Origin of the sequence: Aquitalea sp. FJL05 (genome assembly GCF_003852595.1) — a bacterium.
In the GTDB taxonomy this organism is placed as follows: Bacteria; Pseudomonadota; Gammaproteobacteria; order Burkholderiales; family Chromobacteriaceae; genus Aquitalea; species Aquitalea aquatilis.
This window is the reverse complement of record NZ_QAJS01000006.1, coordinates 225935-246402: the sequence shown is the minus strand read 5'-3', so window position 1 is coordinate 246402 and position 20468 is coordinate 225935. Positions and strand designations below refer to the sequence as shown.

Sequence of the window (20468 nt, the reverse complement as noted above, 5' to 3'; positions counted from 1 at the left end):
TATCGGATGGCCGGGCACGGCGGTCGCTTGGCCTGGCCTGCCCGGGAGGCGGGGCAGGGGGGGCTTGTGCGAGCCGCAGTGCGCCAGACCGTCAACACGCTCTAGATCCATTCCTTCATTTTGGCCCGAATACGGGCAATAGCCTGGGTATGCAACTGGCAGACGCGGGATTCCGATACTTCCAGTACCGCGCCAATTTCTTTCAGGTTCAGTTCCTGCTCGTAGTACAAGGCCATCACCAGCTGGTCGCGCTCGGGCAGGGTCTTGATGGCATCGACCAGTGCCTGGCGGAAGTCGCCGTCGGCCAGTACCTGCAGCGGGTTGGGGGCGTTGTTGTCTTCGATATTGGCAATGGCGTCATTCAGGCTTTCGCCTTCGCCATCGGAGAAATCTTCGAAGTGCACCAGGCTCAGCCCCTTGCAGTCGCCCAGCATGCCTTGGTAGTCGTCCAGCTCTACGCCCAGTGCTGCAGCGATTTCCGATTCCAGCGGTGCGCGGCCCAGCTTTTGTTCCAGCTTGTTGATGTTGTCTTCGATCTGCCGTGCCTGACGGCGTGCCTGGCGCGGCAGCCAGTCCTCGCGGCGCAGCTCGTCCAGCATGGCACCACGGATGCGCTGGCTGGCAAAGGTCTCAAACTGCACGCCCTGGCCGGGGTCGAACTGGCGGGCGGCATCAATCAGACCGATGATGCCGACCTGGACCAGATCGTCCATTTCCACCGAGGCCGGCAGGCGGGCCATCAGCATGCCGGCCAGTTTCTTAACCAGCGGCAGGTGGTTCTGTACATCGATTTCCGGGGCGGTGACCGCACCCGCATAGCCTTTGCGGCGTAGGGACGGCAGTGTCATCGTCGTTTTGCTCCATCTGCCTCGGCCCAGTCGCGCGAGGTGGCTATCAGCATGTCCATGAAGCCGGTGTCGTGGCGCTCGGTTTCCGGGCTGTCCCACTGTGGCAGCACCGCCGCCAGCTGGGCGAAGGCGGTGGCGGCTTCGCTGTCGGGGAAGGCTTCCATCAGCGGACGACGCAGGGCCTGGCTGCGGCGCACTGCATTGTCGGCCGGCACAAAGCCGACCCAGCGCAGCGAGACGCTGAGAAATTCGCTGGTCACGGCGGCCAGCCGGTTGAACAGCTCACGTGCTTCTTCCAGATGCCGGGCGCGGTTGATCAGCACATTGAAGCGTTGGCGGCCAAAGCCGGCGGACAGGCGTTTGATGTTGGCGTAGGCGCTGGTCATCGAGTCGGCCGCCGGGCTGAGCACCAGAATCAGGTTGTCCGCCACGCTGGCGGGCACCGGGTCGGTGGAGGTGGCGGGGACGTCGATCATCAGTACCGTGCTGTCGCGCTCCAGTGCGGCAAATTCGCTGCCCAGCCTTAACCATAGCTGGGCCGAGAACAGGGCGCGTTCTTCCGGTCTGGCATACAGGTTGATCAGCTGGATGCCCTGGCGCGAGGTGGTCATCATTTCATCCAGCCCGCCCACGCTGACCATCTGGCTTTCCAGGGTGGCGGTAGTGGGGGCGCCCAGGCGGCGTGCCTGTATCTGCCCCAGGCTGCAGTCGACGACTAGCGGCCGGTGGCCGGCGTAGGCCAGACCCAGCGACAGCTCGGTGACCAGCGTACTGGCACCGGCCTTGTCTGAACCGATGAAGGCAAAGCTGGGCGCACGGCTGGCCTGGGCGGAAAGACGGCGCAGGCTGGCGGCCTGGTCTTGCATATTGCTGCTCATAACCAGCTGGCCTGAGCGGAGTTCATGATGGTCAGTTCATCACCTTGCAGGCTGAAAGGGGAGCCCGGTTGTGGCGCGCGCAGGGCACGGTCCACCAGGAAGGCCGCGCTGGCCGAATGCAGGTCTTCCGGCACGCGCTGGCCATTGGTGATGTAAAACAGCTTGAGCCGGTTGCGGATGATGACATCCATGCTGGGGCCCATGCTGACGGCTTCGTCGATCTTGGACAGGATGCAGCCGGCCAGACCGTTGCCGCGGTAGTGGCGCACCACGTCTTCCAGGGTATGGCCGTCGGCATTGGCGGCCAGCAGCAGCAGGCGTTCCACCTGGCGGCCTGCACCACGGAACATCTCGATCTGGCCGGTGACGCGGGCATCGCGCTGACTCATGCCGACGGTGTCGATGAACACCAGATGGCGATTGGACAGGTCGGCCAGGGTCAGTTGCAGATCGCCTTCGTTCTGGATGGAAAACACCGGGATGCCGAGAATCTTGCCGTAGATGCGCAATTGGTCCTGGGCACCGATACGGTAGCTGTCGGTGGTGATCAGCGCCACATGCTGGGCACCGAAGCGCATGGTGGCGTGCGCGGCCAGCTTGGCCACGGTGGTGGTCTTGCCCACGCCGGTGGGGCCGACCAGTGCATACACGCCACCCTTGTCCATGATGTCGTGATTGGCGTCGGCGCATTTCAGATTGTGCATCAGCGCCGAACGAGCCCATTTGATGGCGATGTCACCCTCGTACTGGGCTGGCATCTTTTCGATCAGCTGGCGAATCAGGTTGGCAGAAAAACCCATGCCCAACAGATGCTTGAACAGCTCGATGCGATTGGGCGTCTTGCCCTCCATGTCCGACCAGGCAAAGCTGGCCAGCTGGCTTTGCAGCAGGCTGCGTAGCAGCTTGATTTCATCGCCGATCTGCTTGAGTTCCTGCGCCATCACCTCCGGCTCTTCATCTTCCGCAGCCGGAGCCGCCTTGCCCGGTCGCGGCGTATTGCCGTTGACTGCCGGACCGGCCGCTACCGTCTGCATCTTCACCAGGGACTCCGGCACCATGCTGGCCGGCACTGACCGAGCCGGGGGCGGGGTTTGCGGGCTGACGTTGAAATTGACGGCGGGTGTTTCGGCCAGTGAAGGTTCGATACGCTGCTGCGGGCGCGGGGCAGGGCTGTCGATGCGGGGTGGTGCCGGGCTTTCCAGCGGCTCCACCGGCATGGCATAGGTACGGGCAATGGCGCGGTTGGTGGCGGCGTTGGGGGCCGCCGGCGCAGGCTGCACCGGACGGCTGACCGCCGGCGCGTTACGGGCCGGGTGCTTGCTGCCAGGCGTGGACAGATTGGTGGCCAGGTTGGCGACATCTGCATCCGCCACGGCCATGATCTCTACGCCGCCCCCCATTGTCGGGCGATTGGACAAGATGAGGGCGTCGGCACCCAGCTCCTCGCGGACCTGTCTGAGTGCATCACGTGTGGTTTTTCCGAAGAATTTTTTTACCACCATTGTTTATCAGCCCTTGCTTCCCCCAATTACCGCAATTATACGAATGGATTTATTGTCCGGTACTTCATTATGCGAGATCACACGCAGTTGTGGGAGAGCCCTTCTCAAGAATCGTGCCAGTAGTGGCCGCAAACCTGGTGGTGTCAGCAATACCGGATTGTAACCTTGAATCTCCACTTGTTCGGCTTGTTGTGCAGCGCTGGACAGCAGGTTTTCTGCCAGACCGGGTTCCAGACCGCCGCCGGTCTTGGAGTTGACTGCCTGTGACAGCACGTTTTCCAGTGCGGGGTCCAGCGTCATCAGCGGTAGTTCGGTCTCGCCGGGGAACAGCTGCTGCACGATGACCCGCGCCAGCGCAGTCCGTACCGAGGAGGTGAGGTCGTCCACGTCCTGGGTGGTGCCGATGTGGTCTGCCAGGGTTTCCAGAATGGTGCGGAAGTCGCGGATATGGATGCCATCGGTCAGTAACTGCTGCAATACCTTTTGCAGAATGCCGATGGGGACAATCTTGGGCACCAGGTCTTCCACCAGCTTGGGCGATTCCTTGGCCTGATGGTCGATCAGCGCCTGCACTTCTTCGCGGCCCAGCAGTTCGGCGGCGTGGGTTTGCAGCAGGTTGGAAATATGGGTGGCCACCACGGTGCTGGAGTCGACCACGGTATAGCCCATCTGTTGGGCTTCTTCGCGCTTGGCGGCATCGATCCACACCGCCGGCAGGCCGAAGGCCGGGTCGGTGGTGGGCGTGCCGGGCATATTGCCGTTTACCCGCCCCGGATTGATGGCGAGGTATTGCCCGATATAGGCCTCGCCCTGTCCGATTTCCACGCCCTTGAGCAAAATGCGGTAGGCATTGGGCTTGATTTCCAGATTGTCGCGGATGTGGACTGCGGGTACCAGAAAGCCCAGTTCCTGGGCGATTTTCTTGCGGATGCCGCGAATGCGGCGCAAGAGTTCGCCATCCTGGCTGCGGTCGACCAGCGGAATCAGCCGGTAACCGACCTCCAGTCCCAGTGCGTCCACGTGTTGCACATCGTTCCAGCTGACTTCGGCCATGGGCTGGTCGGGTGGGGCGGCGGCCAGGGCTTCCTGCTTGCTTGCCTTGGCGGCGGCGGCCATTTCCTTCTTGTCCATGGTCCAGCCCAGCGCGCCCAGCAGGCTGGCGATCAGCAGGAAGGCGAAGTGCGGCATATTGGGGATGAGGCCGATCATGCCGATGACGGCGGCCGTGATGTACAGCACTTGCGGTTTGGCAAACAGCTGGCCGAAGAACTGCTCCGACATGTCCTTGTCGGTCCCCACACGCGACACCACGATACCGGCGGCGGTGGAGATGATCAGCGCGGGAATCTGTGCCACCAGGCCATCGCCGATGGTGAGCAGGGTGTAGGTCTTGGCGGCGGTGCCGGCATCCAGATCATGCTGTACCACGCCGACAATCAGGCCGCCGACGATATTGATGACGATGATCATGATGCCGGCCATGGCATCGCCGCGCACGAATTTGGAGGCACCGTCCATCGAGCCGAAGAAGTTGGCTTCTTCGGAAATGGTGGAGCGGCGCTTGCGGGCTTCGTCTTCGCCGATCAGGCCGGCGTTGAGGTCGGCGTCAATCGCCATCTGTTTGCCGGGCATGGCATCCAGGGTGAAGCGGGCGGATACTTCGGCGATACGGCCGGCACCCTTGGTGATCACCACGAAGTTGATGATGGTGATGATGACGAATACCACGATACCAATGGCGACGTTGTCGCCGATCAGGAAGTGGGCAAAGGATTCGATCACCTTGCCGGCGGCATCCGGGCCGCTGTGGCCTTCCAGCAAGATCGTCCGGCTGGATGCCACGTTGAGCGACAGGCGCAGCAGGGTGGTGACCAGCAGTACCGAGGGGAAGGATGAGAAGTCCAGCGGCTTGCGGACATTGATGCCCACCAAGAGAACAATCACCGACACCGCAATATTGAAGGTAAAGAACACGTCCAGCAGCACCGGTGGCAACGGCAATACCATCATCGACAAAATGAGGATGATGAGGATGGGGCCGGCCAGCTTGGTGACGTTGAACTGCTTCAGCTGGGTGAGGAAATTATCCATGCGGGATTACTGTCTCGCTTTCGGGGCCGCATCTTGCTGGCGTTTGCTTTCCGGGTCAAGGTCGGCGGGGACTTCCAGCTGGTCCGGGTAGACCGGTGCCAGGCCGCCGTTGTATTCATAAGCTTTCAACTGGTAAACATAAGCCAGAATCTGCGCTGCCGCAGTATACAGCCTGGCGGGGATTTCCCGGCCCAATTCGCCATGGAAATACAGCGCCCGGGCAAAACTGGGCGAGCGCATCACCGTGACCTTGTGTTCTTTGCCGCTTTCGATGATTTTTTCGGCCAGTTTCAGCGTGCCCATGGCGACAATCTGTGGTGCCTGCATGCCTTCTTCGTATTTCAGTGCCACCGCATAGTGGGTTGGGTTGGTCACGATCACATTGGCCTTGGGGATTTCAGCCATCATGCGCTTGCGTGCGGCTTCCCGTTGCAGCTGGCGGATACGGCCCTTGACCTCGGGCGAGCCTTCCATTTCCTTGTATTCCTGCTTGATCTCTTCCTTGGTCATGCGCAGTTGCTTGTGGTAGTTCCACAGCTGGAAAGGCACGTCGATCACCACCAGCATCAGCATGGCGGCGGTGACGGTGAAGAAGGTGGTGATCAGCATGTCGGTCATCTTGAGGATGCCTGCTTCCAGCGGCATGGTGAGCAGACCGAGAATGTCGCTGCGCTCGCGCCAGATGATCCATACCGCCACGCCGCCGATCAGCATGCTCTTGAGGATGGCCTTCAGGCCTTCGGTGGCAGAGTTGAGCGAGAAAATGCGCTTGATGCCGCTGGCCGGGTTCAGCTTGGTCAGCTTGGGCTCGAGCGGACTGAGGGTGAAGTTCCAGCCGCCGATCAGAATGGGAGTGGCTACCGCCACCAGTGCCAGCCCGCCCAATATCGGCATCAGCTGCCACAGCATGGAGAACAGTGCCTCCTTGAAGCGGATGATGGCCGGCTCGGCCTGTTGCACCGTGTGCTGATCAAAGATCAGCAGCTGTTTCATCATCAGCATGATGGCGCCGGCGAGCTTGCCGCCCAGGGTCATCAGCAATGCGACTCCGGTCATGGTGACTGCGAACGTGGACAATTCCCGCGAGCGCGGGATATTGCCGTCGTCCCGTGCGGTTTGCAGCCGTTTGGCTGACGCGGGTTCGGTCCGTTCGAGATCGGAATCTTCTGCCATTGAGCTCCAGTTTTCTGACGTTGTATTTTAAAGCGGATGGTAGCGTATGCCGGGGGCGGCCGGCCAGTCCGATTTGGCATCATGGTTATTGCCCCTGCTGTTTTTACAGCAAGGGCGGCCGAGGCGACGGGCTGCGGCTGCCTGCGGTACAATCGGCGGATTCTTATGGATGGATGGCAGCATGCAACAGTACCTCGACCTGATGCGCCATGTGCTGGAACATGGCCATGACAAGTCCGACCGCACCGGCACCGGCACCCGCTCGGTATTCGGTTACCAGATGCGCTTCGACCTGCAGCAGGGTTTCCCGCTGATCACCACCAAAAAATGCCACCTGCGCTCCATCATTCACGAACTGCTGTGGTTTCTGACCGGCGATACCAATATCCGCTATCTGAAAGAAAACGGGGTATCGATCTGGGATGAGTGGGCCGATGAAAATGGTGATCTGGGCCCGGTTTACGGCTACCAGTGGCGCAGCTGGCCGGCGCCGGATGGCCGCCATATCGACCAGATCAGCAATGTGGTGGAGATGATCAAGCGCAATCCCGATTCACGCCGGCTGATGGTTTCCGCCTGGAATCCGGCGCTGGTGGATGAAATGGCGCTGCCGCCTTGCCACAGTTTGTTCCAGTTTTATGTGGCGGACGGCAAGTTGTCTTGCCAGCTGTATCAGCGCTCGGCCGATATTTTCCTGGGTGTGCCCTTCAATATCGCCTCCTATGCCTTGCTCACCATGATGGTGGCGCAAGTGTGCGGCCTGCAGCCCGGCGATTTCGTGCACACGCTGGGCGATGCCCATTTGTATAGCAATCATCTGGAACAGACCCGCCTGCAGCTGAGCCGCGAACCACGCCCGCTGCCGCAGATGAAGATCAACCCGGCGGTGAACGATCTGTTTGCCTTCACCTTTGATGACTTCACGCTGGAAGGGTATGACCCGCACCCGCACATCAAGGGAGCGGTGGCGGTATGAGCAAGCCTGTTCTGACGCTGGTCGCCGCCATGGCCAGCAACCGGGTGATCGGCATCAACAACACCTTGCCCTGGCACTTGCCGGAAGACCTGAAGCATTTCAAGGCGGTGACGCTGGGCAAGCCGGTGCTGATGGGGCGTAAAACCTACGATTCGATTGGCCGCCCACTGCCGGGCCGACGCAATATCGTGATTACCCGGCAAGCCGACTGGCAGGCGGCTGGTGTGGAAGTGGCACATTCACTGGAGCAGGCTTTGGAAATGGCCGCTGACGTGGAAGAAGTCTGCCTGATTGGCGGTGCCGAGCTGTACCGGCAAGCGATTGCCGCAGCGGATCGCCTGCGGCTGACTGAGATTGCCCAACCCTTCGATGGCGATGCGCATTTCCCAGCGTTTGATGTGGAGGCCTGGCAGGAGGAGTCGCGCAGCGAGCATTGCAGCGAACAGGGGCTGGCCTACGCTTTCGTCGATTACCGACGTTGCAGTGTTGGCTAGGCAGAAGCTGATCTGACCATGACAAAAGCCGCGAGCAAGCGGCTTTCAGGCTGCTGACCAAGTAAGTTGGTACGATTGCGCTGGACCCGGCGAAGCCGGGCCTTTCGACAGCTGCTTGCTTCCGCAGCCTTCCCGTTTATTCCCAATCCCCCCGCCCTTGCCCTGCAAGGGAGCCTCGCTTTCTTTCCAGAAAGCGAGAGGGACTTGTCAACAATTTGAAAGCCGCTTGTGACTACCCGGCTCAGTGCTGGCTGCCAGCCAGTGCCTCGGCGGATTTCTGTGCCAGCTTGCTGTAGTCCTGGCCAAACTCCGCCACCATGATGCGCAGGCGCGTGGTGTCGCGGGCGATGATGGTTTTCAGCAGGTCTTCCAGAAACTGTTGGGTAAGATCCATTTGCGACCGGCCAGCACGCAGGATGGCGAACAGGCAGCGCTGGGTCAGCGGCAGCAAGTCTTGCAGGGCAGCGCTCATGTAGCGGTTGCTGGAGAAGTCGTACAGCGCACGCAGAAATTCCACGCCGCTATCAAAATAACCCGGCATGTCATCCTGGCGATGGCATTCCGCCAACTGTGTCATCAGCTCGAAAAAGCGTGCCAGATCGTCGTTTTTCCAGTTGCTGGCCAGGTTGCTGACCACCCGGTCCAGCAGCATGAACCACAGTTCGAAGAAGTCGCGTACATCCTGGCCGGAGATGCTGGACACCACGGCACCACGGCGCGGAAAAATTTCCACCAGATGACGCCGCTGTAGAATCAGCAAGGCTTCCCGTACCGAACCCCGGCTGACCTCCAGCTCGGCCGCAATGCGCAGTTCCTGTATCCGCTCGCCCGGTGCCATTTCTCCCTGGATGATCTTTTTGCCAAGGTATTGGGCTATTTGTTCCGTGAGCGAGTCGTTGGCCTTGAACGTCATCAGCGTCTCCATTATCGAATATTATTATTTTCATATATATTGGCCTGCACGGCAATTGGAATGTGGAATTGTCTGGCAATTGGGCTGTCGGGCAGGGTGATGCAATTAGGCAAAGCCTGTTGCATTTTGATGATGTTTCTTTGCCTTGTTAGGGAAATCCCTTGTCTGTATTCGGAATAGGCTTTAGGATTAAAACGCTTGTTTGAAATGGCTGACACGAGGAATGGGGCTATACAAACTTGCCTGAGGCAAGCAGTGCACCTGAGGGTGCGGTGTGTTTTCTCACAATCTAGCGGGTTGTTTACCGGTCCTGGACCGGGGGATGATTGGGGCCTTCGCTGCGGCGAAGGCCTTTTTTTATCTGCATGGGTGCCGTGGAAAAAAGAAAACCCCTGGCCGGCTTGGAGCGGGGCAGGGGTCTGGCGCAGGCGTGCTGTGTTTACAGCGCCGCGCGGCGGGTGGCCATCAGGTAGTTGACCTGGGTGTCGTCGCCCAGCGAATAAATGCGCGTCAGCGGCTTGTAGCTCATGCCGCTGACGTTGCCGATTTCCAGCCCGGCATTGCGCGCCATGCGCGACAGCTCGGACGGCTTGAGGAAGCGGGCATACTCATGGGTGCCGCGCGGCAGCATGTTGAGCACGTACTCTGCGCCCACGACTGCCAGCAGATAGGCCTTGGCATTGCGGTTGAGGGTGGAGAAGAATACCCAGCCACCCGGCTTGACCAGACGGGCACAGCTGCGCACCACGCTTTCCGGGTCTGGTACATGCTCCAGCATTTCCATGCAGGTGACGACATCAAAGCTGCCCGGCGCTTCGTCGGCCAGTTCTTCCACGGCGATGCAGCGGTATTCCACGGCCACGCCCGACTCCAGGCTGTGCAGCTGGGCCACTTTCAGCGATTTCTTGGCCAGATCAATGCCGGTGACCTGCGCGCCGCGCAGGGCCATGCTCTCGGCGAGAATCCCGCCACCACAGCCCACATCCAGTACCTTGAGGTCCTTGATGCCGGCAAAGTCATCGATATAGTCCAGCCGTAGCGGGTTGATCTCGTGCAGCGGCTTGAATTCGCTGTCCTTGTCCCACCACTTGTGTGCCAGCTGGCTGAATTTGTCGATTTCCAGTTCGTCTACATTGCTCATTGCTTACCTCGCCAGAATACGGTTGCGCCAGTCTTCACCGCGCGCTTTCAGTGCAGCTTCGTCCATGGTCTGCAGCTGGCGTGCGTCCAGCAGGCAGCGGCCCTTAACCCAGACATGGCTCACCTGCTCGCGGCCGGCGGCGTACACCACATGCGATACCGGATCGAAAGCCGGGGCGGTTTCCAGTGCCGACAGGTCGATGGCGATCAGGTCGGCCTGTTTGCCCACCTTGACCGAGCCTACCTTGTCGGCGATACCCAGTGCGCGCGCGCCGTTCAGCGTAGCCATGCGAATGGCGGTGGCTGCCGGCACGGCGGTCGGGTCCAGCGTGCCCACCTTGGCCAGCAGGGCGGCCAGACGGGTCTCTGCCATCATGTCCAGCTTGTTGTTGGACGCTGCACCATCGGTGCCGATACCGACGGCCACACCGGCTGCCAGCAGTTGCTGTACCGGGGCGATGCCGGAGGCCAGCTTCATATTGGATGCCGGATTGTGCGCGACCGCCACGCCATGCCGGGCGACGATGTCGATTTCCTCAGCATTCAGATGCACCATGTGGGCGGCAATCAGGCGCGGCGACAGCAAGCCCAGCTGTTGCAGGCGCGCCAGCGGGCGTTGTTGCAGTTCCTTGACGCTGTTGCTCACCTCATCCGCGGTTTCGTGGATGTGGCAGTGAATCCGCATGTCTTCGCGCTCGGCCAGATCAACCACCTTGCGGAAGGTGTCATCAGATACGGTGTAGGGGGCGTGCGGGGCCAGGGTGAAGGTAATCAGCTCTTCGCCCAGGAATTCGCTACGCTCGGCCATGCCCTTGCTGATGTATTCATCGGCATTGCTGGCGTAATTGGTGGGGAATTCCAGAATCGAGCAGCCGACAAAGGTGCGCATGCCGGATGCCAGGCCGGCGCGGCCCATGGCGGCATGGTAGAAGTACATGTCGTTGATGGTGGTGGTGCCACCACGAATCATTTCCGCCATCGCCAGGCTGGCACCGTCGAACACGAAATCATCGCGCACGTGCTTGCCTTCGGCCGGCCAGATATGATTGTTCAGCCAGTCCATCAGCGCCTTGTCGTCGGCCAGACCGCGCAGCAGGGTCATGGCCGAGTGGCCGTGCAGGTTGATCAGGCCAGGCATCAGCACATGATTACCCAGTTCCAGTCTTTCACTGGCGTTGATTGCAGGGCACTGGCTGGCGGGCAGAATGGCGGCGATCTGGCCATCCTTGATGGCGACCGCATGGTTTTCCAGCACTTCGCCATCTTGTTCTACCGTGATGATCCAGCGTGCCGAAATAAGCGTGTCGTATTGTGTTGCTGACATGGATAAAGTCCTGCCGAATTCTGAATGCTGGGGATTGTAGGCTGCTGCTCTGGGCATGGCAAATTGACCGCGTGGGCGGTGGCCGTACCGCATAAACTGTTATGTAAAGAAAAAATCGCTTATAACTGGGAAAGGTCTGCCTTATTATGCGATTAATCTGATTGACAGCACATGAGCTGCAATTTTGCAGCTAAATATTGATAGCGGGTTTTCCGCGCCATGAACGTTTTTTGATAATCGATACCGATGGCATCCCAAGAAGAAAAGAACCCAGTCACCTCTAGCCTCTCCCTGCGCACGGTCTTCATGATCGCCGTGGTACTCGGCTTGCTGATTCCCGCCTCCATCATCAGTTATCTCAGCATCAATATTCAGCGGGACAACCTCACCGCCCAGCTGGAAACCGACGAAAAGCGCTTGCTGGACATTGTGGCGCTGGGCATGCAGGAGCCATTGTGGAACCTCAGCCGTCAGGCCGGCAGCCCGCTGATTTCCTCGGTCATGGAAGACGCCCGCGTGGTGTCCATCCGGGTGACCGACACCCAGTCCAACCAGGTTTTCCTGTCCGCCTTGCGTAGCGAGCGGCGCGTCGGCGGCGTTTCTTTCGTACAAAAACCAGTGATTTACCGTGGCGAGGAAATTGGCCAGGTCACGCTGGAGTTTGATACCGAGCATCTGGCCAACGCCCTGCACAATCAAGTGAAGAACATCCTGCTGATTCTGGTGGCGCAGCTGGTGTTGTCCATTCTGCTGATCATGAGCATTCTGCATTCGCGTTTCCTGCGCCCCATGCACAGCCTCACCGAGCAGGCCACCCAGTTGGCCGAACTCAAGCTGGAGTCGCCGTTTTACTGGGCGCGGCGTGATGAAATCGGCAAGCTGGGCAAGCACCTGGAATGGACCCGCTCCGAACTGAAACGGCTGATTGACGAGTTGCGTGCGAAAACACTGGCGCTGGAGGCGGATATTTCCCGCCGCCGCGAGGTGGAAGATGCGCTGCGCCGCTCGGAAAACAAATACCGTGAACTGTTCTGGTCCAATCTGGATGGCATTGTCATCAGTTCGCTGGATGGCCAGGTGATGGATGCCAACCCGGCCTTTCTCAACCTGATGTGCTACAACCTCGACCAGCTCAAGCAGCAGAATTTCTGGTCGCTGGTGGGGCAGGAGAGCGAGGCGCTGGAGCGCTTCAACCTGGACAACAAGGTATTGCGCTTCGGTTATTGCGACGAATTCGAGGCGGTGTACATGAACCGCTTCAGCAATCAGGTGCCGGTCAGTGTCAAGACTGTGGCCATGCGTGATGCCTTTGGCCGCATCAATGCGGTATGGCGCATGGTGCGCGACATCTCCGAAAAGCGTGCGGCAGAAGAGCGGGTGCAACTGGCGGCCAAGGTGTTTGAAAACACCGTCGAAGGTATCATGATCACCGACAGCGACAAGCGCATTCGCAGCGTCAACAAGGCATTCACCGAAATTACCGGCTATTCGCAGCAGGAAGTGTTGGGGCAGAAAACCAGCATCCTGTCTTCCGGCCGTCACGATGAAGCCTTCTACGGCAATATGTGGCTGGCCATTGATGGTCAGGGTTCCTGGCAGGGCGAAATCTGGAACCGGCGCAAGAATGGCGAAATCTACCCGGAGTGGCTGGCTATTAACGCGGTGCGTAACCCGCTGTCCGAAATCACCCATTATGTCTCCATCTTCAGCGATCTGACCGAGCGCAAGGCCGCCGACGAGCGTATTCAGTTCCTGGCGCATTTCGACGTGCTGACCAGCCTGCCCAACCGCGCCCACATGCACGACCGAGTCGAGCTGGCGATTCACAATGCCTGCCGCGATAACGAGCAAATGGCGCTGCTGTTGCTGGACCTCGACCGCTTCAAGACGGTGAACGAGTCACTGGGGCACTCTGCTGGCGACATCTTGCTGCAGGTGGCGGCCGACCGCATCAAGTCCTCGCTGGCTGCCGGTGAAACCGTGGCGCGGCAAGGGGGCGACGAATTCATCATCCTGCTGCCGGCGATTTCCGACCCGAGCGAGGCTGCACTGGCGGCGGAGCGCATCCGCGAATCCTTCAATGCTTCCATCGAGCTGCATAACCACACCATCACCATCACGCCGTCCATCGGTATCAGCGTCTACCCGGATGATGGCCGCGACTTCGAAACCCTGGTGCGCAATGCCGATGCCGCCATGTACCACGCCAAGTCGTCGGGCCGTAACAGCTACAAGTTCTACACGGCCGACCTGAACGCCCGTGCCCGTGAAATTCTGGCCATTGAGAGCCAGCTGCGCTTTGCACTGGAGCGCAACGAATTCATCCTGCATTACCAGCCGCAAGTGGCGATGGCCGATGGCCGCATTACCGGGGCCGAAGCACTGATACGCTGGAATCACCCCTCGCTGGGCATTCTGGGACCGGCGCGCTTTATCGAAGTGGCCGAGGAGCGCGGCTTCATCGTGCAGATCGGCAACTGGGTGATCCGCGAAGCCTGCCGCCAACTGGCCTTGTGGCATGGCCAGGGGCTGCCCAAGATGTCGCTGGCAGTCAATCTGTCAGCCTTGCAATTCCGCCAGCAGGATCTGGCCGAGGTCCTGGAAACCGCTCTGCGTACCCATGGCTTGTCTGCCGACATGCTGGACGTTGAGGTGACGGAAAGCGTGATCATGGAAGACGTGACCAGCACCGTGCAGGCCATTGACAGCATCAAGGGCATGGGGGTACAGCTGTCCATCGATGACTTTGGCACCGGCTATTCCAGCCTGTCCTACCTCAAGCGCTTCAAGGCGGACAAGCTGAAGATTGACCGCTCCTTCGTGCGCGACATTCCCAATGATGCCGACGATTCCGCCATTGCCCGGGCCATCATCAACATGGCGAAAAACCTCAATATGCAAGTCGTGGCCGAAGGCGTGGAAACCATCGATCAGTGGCGTTTCCTCAAGCAGGAAGGGTGTGACCTGATTCAGGGCTATCTGCTGGCCAAACCGATGCCGCCGGAGGAGTTTGCCGGCCTGCTGGCCAAGGGTAGTTTGCTGCCCGAGGAATAAGGCAGCTTCCGCGCCGCGCCAGCTGGCTTTCTTTCAGTAAATTGGTATCTTGAATATATATATTCAGATAGTTCCTGTTGATGTGTTCGTTCGGTTATCAATGTGCCTGGCACTCGCGCAGTGTGTTAGCGCACTTCGACAAGTCCGGACTGGCGCTGAAAGAGAAAGAAAGCCATGTTTTTTGAAAATGATCAGGCCATGTCGGCTGTCGGAAGAGAACTGCTGGCCAACAGTTTCGAATTCATTCCCATCCCCATCCTGATTTCCGAATGCAGCAATAGCGGCGATATCAATTCCGGCCGCTGGCATCGTTTTTCCAATCAGGCCTTTCGTCAGCAGATTGGCTATAGCCTGGAAGACATGCCGGATATCGATAGCTGGTTCCAGCTGGCTTATCCCGATGCTGGCTACCGGGCGGAAGTCATGCAGACCTGGGAGCGGGAGGTGGAGCGTTGCCTGGCCAGTGGCCAGCCGCTGGCGGAACTGACCGCCCTGGTGTGCTGTGCCGATGGCCAGCAACGCTGGTTCATCATCACCGCGCAGACGCAAGCGGCCACCTTGCCATTTCTGCAGATCATCACCTTTCGCGATGTGCACGAACTCAAGTGCACGGTGGACGAGAACATCCGGCTGTCCCGTACCGATTTTCTGACCCGGCTGCTGAACCGGCGTGAAGCCAGCAAGCGCTTGCAACTGGCCTGGGAAGGCTGGCAGCGCGCGAGAGAGATGTTCTCGGTCTTGCTGTGTGATATCGATGGCTTCAAGCATGTCAACGACCAGTACGGCCACGCCTGTGGCGATCACATGCTGGTGTTTTTTGCTGATCAGCTTACTGCCTTGTTTGATGGGCAAGCGGATATCGTGCGCTGGGGCGGTGAGGAGTTCTTGCTTATCCTGCCGGCTACCGATCTGGCGGGTGCCGCCATCGCCGCCGAACGGCTACGCCAGCAGATAGCCGACAGCAAGCCGGTATGGCAGCAGCAACAGCTTGGTTTGACCGTCAGCATTGGCTATACCTGCGTCGCTGATCATGGCGAGCTGGAGGGCATATTGCATGCCGTGGATGTAGCCATGTACCGTGCCAAGCTACAGGGGCGCAACTGTATTTGTCAGGGCTAAGTGTCATGGCTGGCAGGGGCTTGCTCAAGGCCCCTGCGTGCGGGCGGTTTTGGCTGGCCTGCTGCGTGATTGCTGTTCACCCACAATGCAAAAAACCACGCGGTAGCGTGGTTTTTTGTTGAGTCCCCAGCGGAGCTGGCGGCTTATTCCGGGCGCATCTGCGGAAAGAGAATGACATCGCGGATGGACGGGGCGTCGGTCAGCAGCATCACCAGACGGTCGATGCCGATGCCGCAGCCACCGGTCGGCGGCAGGCCGTATTCCATGGCGCGGATGTAGTCGGCGTCGTAGTGCATGGCTTCGTCGTCACCAGCGTCCTTCTGGGCCACTTGCGACAGGAAGCGTGCTGCCTGGTCTTCCGGATCGTTCAACTCGGAGTAGCCATTGGCGTGTTCGCGGCCGACGATGAACAGCTCGAAGCGTTCGGTGATGGCCGGATCAGCATCGGAGCCACGCGCCAGCGGGGACACTTCCACCGGGTAGTCGATGATGAAGGTCGGGTTCCACAGCAGGCTTTCGGCACATTCTTCAAACAGTGCCAGTTGCAGGCTGCCCAGGCCCGGTGCCGGCGGCAGCTTGCCACCCAGGCGCTTGATTTCGGCGGCTACCCAGGCGGCATCGCCCAGTTGCTCATCGGTATATTGCGGGTTGTAGTGCTTGATGGCACCGACGATGGTGAAGCGGTCGAACGGTTTGCCCAGTTCCACTTCCTTGCCGTTGTAGCTGATGGTGGTGCCGCCACAGACGGTTTCGGCACAGCGGCGGATGATGTTTTCGGTCATCTCCATCATGCGCTGGTAGTCGCTGTAGGCTTCGTAAAATTCGATCATGGTGAACTCGGGGTTGTGGCGTGTGCTCATCCCCTCGTTACGGAAGTTGCGGTTGATCTCGAACACGCGTTCCAGACCGCCAACCACCAGGCGCTTCAGATACAGTTCCGGTGCGATGCGCAGGTAGAGCGGCATGTCCAGCGCATTGTGGTGGGTGACGAAAGGCTTGGCTGTGGCGCCGCCCGGGATGGGGTGCATCATCGGGGTTTCCACTTCCAGATAGCCTTCGCTCACCATCACGTCGCGAATCTTCTGCACGATCTGCGAGCGCTTGATGAAGGTGTTGCGGCTGTCTTCGCTCATGATCAGGTCGGCGTAGCGCTGACGGTACTTTTGTTCCTGATCGGTCATGCCGTGGAATTTTTCCGGCAGCGGACGGATGTTTTTCGACAGCAGGCGCACTTCGCTGGCCTGTACCGTCAGTTCGCCGGTCTTGGTCTTGAACAGCACGCCGCGGATGGCGATGATGTCGCCCAGGTCGTAGTGCTTGAATTCGGCATGTACTTCTTCGCCCACGCCATCATTGGCGATATAGGCCTGGATGCGGCCACTGCCATCCTGTAGGGTGGCAAAGCTGGCCTTGCCCATGACGCGCTTCAACATCATGCGGCCGGCAACGGCAACCTCGATCTTTTCGGCTTCCAGAGCTTCCTTGTCTTTACCCGCGTGTTTTTCCTGAAGATCCTTGGCAAAGTGGCTGCGTTTGAAATCGTTGGGGAAAGCGACGCGTTTTTCGCGGATGCTCTTCAGCTTCTGGCGGCGTTCCGCCATGATCTGGTTTTCGTCCTGACTTGGGGATGATGCTTGTTCACGTTCAGACATGATGACTCCGTTGACTACTGCGGGTAAGGGCAGGGGGCCATTCCCCCGCCAGGCCTCATCGGCCAACAATTAAGGTATTACGCTGCGCTAATGCAGGCTGGCTGTAGCAGCCAGCCCGGACGTTTACACGCCCTGCTTCAGGCTGGCTTCGATGAAGCCATCCAGGTCGCCATCCATGACGCCCTTGATATTGCCCACTTCATAGCTGGTTCGCAGGTCCTTGATGCGCGACTGGTCGAACACGTAGGAGCGGATCTGGTGACCCCAACCCACATCGGTCTTGGTGTCTTCCAGGGCCTGCTTGGCCTCGTTGCGCTTTTTCAGTTCCAGCTCGTACAGCTTGGCGCGCAGCATCTGCATGGCTTCATCGCGGTTGCGGTGCTGCGAGCGGTCATTCTGACACTGCACCACGGTGTTGGTGGGCAAGTGGGTAATACGTACGGCCGAGTCGGTCTTGTTGATGTGCTGACCACCGGCACCGGAGGCGCGGTAGGTATCAACGCGCAAATCAGCCGGGTTGATGTCGATCTCGAAGCTGTCGTCCACTTCCGGATACACGAATACCGAAGAGAACGAGGTATGGCGACGGGCATTGGAGTCGAACGGTGACACGCGCACCAGGCGGTGTACGCCCACTTCGGTACGCAGCAGGCCGTAGGCGTATTCGCCCTCGATCTTCAGCGTGGCACTGCTAATGCCGGCGACTTCACCTTCGGAGACTTCCAGCACGTCTACCTTGAAACCCTTGCGCTCGGCATAACGGGTATACATGCGCAACAGCATGCCGGCCCAGTCCTGTGCCTCGGTGCCACCAGCACCGGCCTGGATGTCCAGGAAGCAGTTGTTGGGGTCCATCGGGTCGTGGAACATGCGGCGGAATTCCATCTTGGCCACTTTGGCCTCGACTTCTTCCATGTCGGCTTTTACCGCGAAGATGGTTTCGTCATCTTCTTCGCTCTTGCCCATTTCCAGCAGTTCGCGCGCATCGGCGATGCTGGCGTTGATGCTGTCCAGCACCAGTACCACATCTTCCAGTTGCTTGCGTTCGCGGCCCAGCTCCTGGGCGCGCTTGGGGTCGTTCCAGATATCGGAATCTTCAGTGAGGCGGCTTACTTCTTCCAGACGGTCTTTTTTTCCGTCGTAGTCAAAGATACCCCCGAATATCGGTGGCGCGCTCGGCCAGGTTTTCAATCGTGGCCGCAATCTGGTTCAGGACTTCGACTTCAATCATGCTCTTGCTCCAGTAGCAGTCTGTATTAGTAAATTCAAATGTACTTGCTTGTATTGATCAAACACAAAAAGCGCACCAGTTGGTGCGCTTTTCGCTGATCTGGCTAGTGCTTAGCCAAACAGGTGAGCGACAGCTGCGCGCTCTTCTTCCAGCTCGGCCAGGGTGAAGTTCATGCGTTCGCGGCTGAACTCGTCCACTTCCAGACCTTCGACGATTTTGTATTCGCCATTTTCGCATACAACCGGGAAACCGTACATCACGCCTTCCGGAATGCCGTAGGAACCGTCGGACGGAATGCCCATGGTCACCCACTTGCCATTGCTGCCCAGCACCCAGTCGTGGATGTGGTCGATGGCGGCATTGGCGGCGGAAGCAGCAGAGGACAGGCCACGTGCTTCGATGATGGCAGCGCCACGCTTGCCTACTGTCGGCAGGAATACGTCACGGTTCCAGGCTTCGTCGTTGATCATGGCTTTTACCGATTGGCCATCAATGGTGGCGAAGCGGTAGTCGGCGTACATGGTCGGCGAGTGGTTGCCCCATACCGCCAGGTCCTTGATCGAAGCCACCGGCTTGCCGGTCTTGGCAGCCAGTTGCGACAGGGCGCGGTTGTGGTCCAGACGCAACATGGCGGTGAAATTTTTCGGGTTCAGGTCCGGAGCGCTCTTCATGGCGATCCAGGCGTTGGTGTTGGCCGGGTTGCCTACCACCAGAACGCGGACATTGCGGTCGGCATGGTCATTCAGTGCCTTGCCCTGAACGGTGAAGATGGCACCGTTGGCTTCCAGCAGGTCCTTGCGTTCCATGCCCTTGCTACGCGGGCGGGCACCCACCAGCAGTGCAACTTGAGCGTCCTTGAAAGCGACGTTCGGGTCGTCAGTGGCAACCATGCCGGCCAGCAGCGGGAAGGCACAGTCTTCCAGTTCCATCATCACGCCCTTAACGGCGGTCTGGGCTTGCGGCAGGTCGAGCAGTTGCAGGATGACCGGCTGGTCTTTGCCCAGCATTTCACCACTGGCGATACGGAACAGCAGGCTGTAGCCAATCTGACCAGCAGCGCCGGTAACGGCAACGCGAACGGGAGCTTTCATTGGTGGACTCTCCTTTAGATATCCGGGACTGTCTCAAATTGCAGATGTTGCTCTGCACTATAAGTGTGAAGCGAGTGTATCACGGAGTGTAGACCATGTGGCACTGGATTCCCCATCAGAAATTCTGATAAGCTGCCTTATGTCTTGTGTCTTATATAAGACATCCCTTTACGCTTGATTTATTTGATGATACAAAGCCACTACATGATTGCTAATGCTCCGCGTCGTCAGCCGCTTTATGTGCAAATCAAGCAGTTTTTGCTGCGTCGTATCGCCGAGGGCGAGTGGCTGGAACATGATGCACTGCCCAGTGAATGGGACCTGGCGGCAGAGATGTCGGTGAGTCAGGGAACAGTGCGCAAGGCGCTGGGTGAGCTGGTGGCGGATGGCCTGCTATACCGTCAGCAGGGCAAGGGCACTTTTGTTGCCGCCGTGCTCAGTGACTGGGGAGCGTCCTTGCTGCAGTCGCCCGGGGTGTTCGACGAAATGCCGGATCGTCTGAGCTGTGAGTTTCTTGCCATCTCGCGGGTCAATGCCAGCGATGACATGGCGGTGGCGCTGCAGTTGCGCCGGCATGCGCCGATGTTTCGGGTGCGCCAGTTGTGGCGCGGGCAGGGCAGGCCGGTGGCGCTGGATGAAGCCTACCTGCCGGCTGAACGATTTGATGGCATGGAAGCGCGCTGGTTTCGCTCTGCAACCGGGGTGTATGCCACCTTGCAACAGCGCTTTGGTGTAAGGGTGGTAGAAAGCCGCGAGCAGTACCGCGCTGTCATGTTGCCGCGCGAAGATGCGAGTTTGCTGGGTTTGTCCGGCGCAGCGCTGGAAGAGCCGGTATTGAGTGTGCTCAGACTGACCTTTTCGTCAGTTGGAGAGAGAGTGGAATGGCGGCAGCGCTACTGCCTGAGTCGTGATCTGGCGCTGCTGCAAAAGGGCTGTTGATGTCGCCTGCCAGCATGGCAATGTCGCTTGTCCGGCAAAAAAC

Annotated in this window: 16 protein-coding genes; 5 read left to right on the top strand and 11 right to left on the bottom strand. The window is 59.4% G+C overall.

Going from position 1 to position 20468, the window contains the following annotated elements:
- Nucleotides 1–101 precede the first annotated feature (101 nt).
- Genes DBR44_RS05920 through flhB form a run of 5 tightly spaced genes read right to left on the bottom strand, consistent with a single transcriptional unit; the run spans nt 102 to nt 6492 of the window.
- Nucleotides 102–848, bottom strand: a complete 747-nt coding sequence (locus DBR44_RS05920) for an RNA polymerase sigma factor FliA (RefSeq protein WP_124642965.1) — start codon at nt 846–848, stop codon at nt 102–104.
- On the bottom strand, nt 845–1726 hold the full coding sequence (locus DBR44_RS05915; RefSeq protein ID WP_233578391.1) for a flagellar synthesis regulator FleN: 882 nt from the start codon (nt 1724–1726) through the stop codon (nt 845–847). Before DBR44_RS05915 ends, DBR44_RS05920 begins: the two co-directional genes overlap by 4 nt.
- Nucleotides 1723–3228 (bottom strand): flagellar biosynthesis protein FlhF, encoded by a 1506-nt coding sequence (gene flhF, locus DBR44_RS05910; RefSeq protein ID WP_124642961.1) that lies wholly within the window; start codon nt 3226–3228, stop codon nt 1723–1725. Before flhF ends, DBR44_RS05915 begins: the two co-directional genes overlap by 4 nt.
- A 6-nt stretch (nt 3229–3234) precedes the next feature.
- Entirely contained in the window at nt 3235–5319 is a 2085-nt protein-coding gene (flhA, locus tag DBR44_RS05905) for a flagellar biosynthesis protein FlhA (RefSeq protein ID WP_124642959.1), read from the bottom strand.
- A 6-nt stretch (nt 5320–5325) separates the two neighbouring features.
- Nucleotides 5326–6492: a flagellar biosynthesis protein FlhB gene (gene flhB, locus DBR44_RS05900; protein WP_124642957.1), complete on the bottom strand. Its 1167-nt coding sequence runs from the start codon at nt 6490–6492 to the stop codon at nt 5326–5328.
- A gap of 181 nt (nt 6493–6673) precedes the next feature.
- Here flhB and DBR44_RS05895 point away from each other — a divergent pair, with 181 nt between their 5' ends.
- Together DBR44_RS05895 and DBR44_RS05890 are read left to right on the top strand one after the other, a co-directional pair.
- Complete coding sequence (locus DBR44_RS05895; protein WP_124642955.1) at nt 6674–7468, top strand: thymidylate synthase; 795 nt, start codon at nt 6674–6676, stop codon at nt 7466–7468.
- A complete protein-coding gene (locus tag DBR44_RS05890; RefSeq protein ID WP_124642953.1) occupies nt 7465–7962 on the top strand; it encodes a dihydrofolate reductase in 498 nt (165 codons plus the stop codon). The genes DBR44_RS05895 and DBR44_RS05890 overlap by 4 nt, the downstream gene beginning before the upstream one ends.
- A gap of 241 nt (nt 7963–8203) precedes the next feature.
- Here DBR44_RS05890 and DBR44_RS05885 read toward each other — a convergent pair whose 3' ends face one another.
- The 3 genes from DBR44_RS05885 to DBR44_RS05875 all read right to left on the bottom strand — a co-directional run bounded on the left by DBR44_RS05885 (nt 8204) and on the right by DBR44_RS05875 (nt 11339).
- Nucleotides 8204–8875, bottom strand: a complete 672-nt coding sequence (locus DBR44_RS05885; RefSeq protein WP_124642951.1) for a GntR family transcriptional regulator — start codon at nt 8873–8875, stop codon at nt 8204–8206.
- Between the two features lie 439 nt (nt 8876–9314).
- Nucleotides 9315–10016, bottom strand: coding sequence for a bifunctional 2-polyprenyl-6-hydroxyphenol methylase/3-demethylubiquinol 3-O-methyltransferase UbiG (ubiG, locus tag DBR44_RS05880; protein ID WP_124642949.1), 702 nt, complete (start codon nt 10014–10016; stop codon nt 9315–9317).
- A gap of 3 nt (nt 10017–10019) precedes the next feature.
- Nucleotides 10020–11339: a TRZ/ATZ family hydrolase gene (locus tag DBR44_RS05875; RefSeq protein ID WP_124642947.1), complete on the bottom strand. Its 1320-nt coding sequence runs from the start codon at nt 11337–11339 to the stop codon at nt 10020–10022.
- A gap of 246 nt (nt 11340–11585) precedes the next feature.
- Here DBR44_RS05875 and DBR44_RS05870 point away from each other — a divergent pair, with 246 nt between their 5' ends.
- Both DBR44_RS05870 and DBR44_RS05865 read left to right on the top strand, forming a co-directional pair.
- Nucleotides 11586–14393, top strand: a complete 2808-nt coding sequence (locus DBR44_RS05870) for a bifunctional diguanylate cyclase/phosphodiesterase (protein ID WP_124642945.1) — start codon at nt 11586–11588, stop codon at nt 14391–14393.
- 174 nt (nt 14394–14567) lie between these two features.
- A complete protein-coding gene (locus tag DBR44_RS05865) occupies nt 14568–15512 on the top strand; it encodes a sensor domain-containing diguanylate cyclase (protein ID WP_124642943.1) in 945 nt (314 codons plus the stop codon).
- Nucleotides 15513–15655: 143 nt separating this feature from the next.
- Here the strand turns inward: DBR44_RS05865 and lysS are convergent, their stop codons facing one another.
- The 3 genes from lysS to DBR44_RS05850 all read right to left on the bottom strand — a co-directional run bounded on the left by lysS (nt 15656) and on the right by DBR44_RS05850 (nt 19486).
- On the bottom strand, nt 15656–17164 hold the full coding sequence (gene lysS, locus DBR44_RS05860) for a lysine--tRNA ligase (RefSeq protein ID WP_124642941.1): 1509 nt from the start codon (nt 17162–17164) through the stop codon (nt 15656–15658).
- Between the two features lie 123 nt (nt 17165–17287).
- Nucleotides 17288–18355: a peptide chain release factor 2 gene (gene prfB / locus DBR44_RS05855; protein WP_158613565.1), complete on the bottom strand. Its 1068-nt coding sequence runs from the start codon at nt 18353–18355 to the stop codon at nt 17288–17290.
- Nucleotides 18356–18505: 150 nt separating this feature from the next.
- Nucleotides 18506–19486 carry a malate dehydrogenase gene (locus tag DBR44_RS05850; protein WP_124642937.1) on the bottom strand — a complete coding sequence of 327 codons (981 nt, stop codon included), beginning with the start codon at nt 19484–19486 and terminating at the stop codon, nt 18506–18508.
- Between the two features lie 204 nt (nt 19487–19690).
- Between DBR44_RS05850 and DBR44_RS05845 the strand changes: the two genes are divergently transcribed.
- A complete protein-coding gene (locus DBR44_RS05845; protein ID WP_124642935.1) occupies nt 19691–20425 on the top strand; it encodes a GntR family transcriptional regulator in 735 nt (244 codons plus the stop codon).
- The last annotated feature ends 43 nt before the right edge of the window (nt 20426–20468 follow it).

Coding starts and splice junctions, on each gene's coding strand:
- DBR44_RS05895 (WP_124642955.1), top strand. CDS start 6,674: ATGCAACAGTACCTCGACCTGATGCGCCATGTGCTGGAACATGGCCAT.
- DBR44_RS05915 (WP_233578391.1), bottom strand. CDS start 1,726: ATGAGCAGCAATATGCAAGACCAGGCCGCCAGCCTGCGCCGTCTTTCC.
- DBR44_RS05865 (WP_124642943.1), top strand. CDS start 14,568: ATGTTTTTTGAAAATGATCAGGCCATGTCGGCTGTCGGAAGAGAACTG.
- DBR44_RS05890 (WP_124642953.1), top strand. CDS start 7,465: ATGAGCAAGCCTGTTCTGACGCTGGTCGCCGCCATGGCCAGCAACCGG.
- DBR44_RS05850 (WP_124642937.1), bottom strand. CDS start 19,486: ATGAAAGCTCCCGTTCGCGTTGCCGTTACCGGCGCTGCTGGTCAGATT.
- lysS (WP_124642941.1), bottom strand. CDS start 17,164: ATGTCTGAACGTGAACAAGCATCATCCCCAAGTCAGGACGAAAACCAG.
- flhA (WP_124642959.1), bottom strand. CDS start 5,319: ATGGATAATTTCCTCACCCAGCTGAAGCAGTTCAACGTCACCAAGCTG.
- DBR44_RS05845 (WP_124642935.1), top strand. CDS start 19,691: ATGATTGCTAATGCTCCGCGTCGTCAGCCGCTTTATGTGCAAATCAAG.
- DBR44_RS05920 (WP_124642965.1), bottom strand. CDS start 848: ATGACACTGCCGTCCCTACGCCGCAAAGGCTATGCGGGTGCGGTCACC.
- DBR44_RS05870 (WP_124642945.1), top strand. CDS start 11,586: ATGGCATCCCAAGAAGAAAAGAACCCAGTCACCTCTAGCCTCTCCCTG.
- flhB (WP_124642957.1), bottom strand. CDS start 6,492: ATGGCAGAAGATTCCGATCTCGAACGGACCGAACCCGCGTCAGCCAAA.
- ubiG (WP_124642949.1), bottom strand. CDS start 10,016: ATGAGCAATGTAGACGAACTGGAAATCGACAAATTCAGCCAGCTGGCA.
- DBR44_RS05875 (WP_124642947.1), bottom strand. CDS start 11,339: ATGTCAGCAACACAATACGACACGCTTATTTCGGCACGCTGGATCATC.
- DBR44_RS05885 (WP_124642951.1), bottom strand. CDS start 8,875: ATGACGTTCAAGGCCAACGACTCGCTCACGGAACAAATAGCCCAATAC.
- flhF (WP_124642961.1), bottom strand. CDS start 3,228: ATGGTGGTAAAAAAATTCTTCGGAAAAACCACACGTGATGCACTCAGA.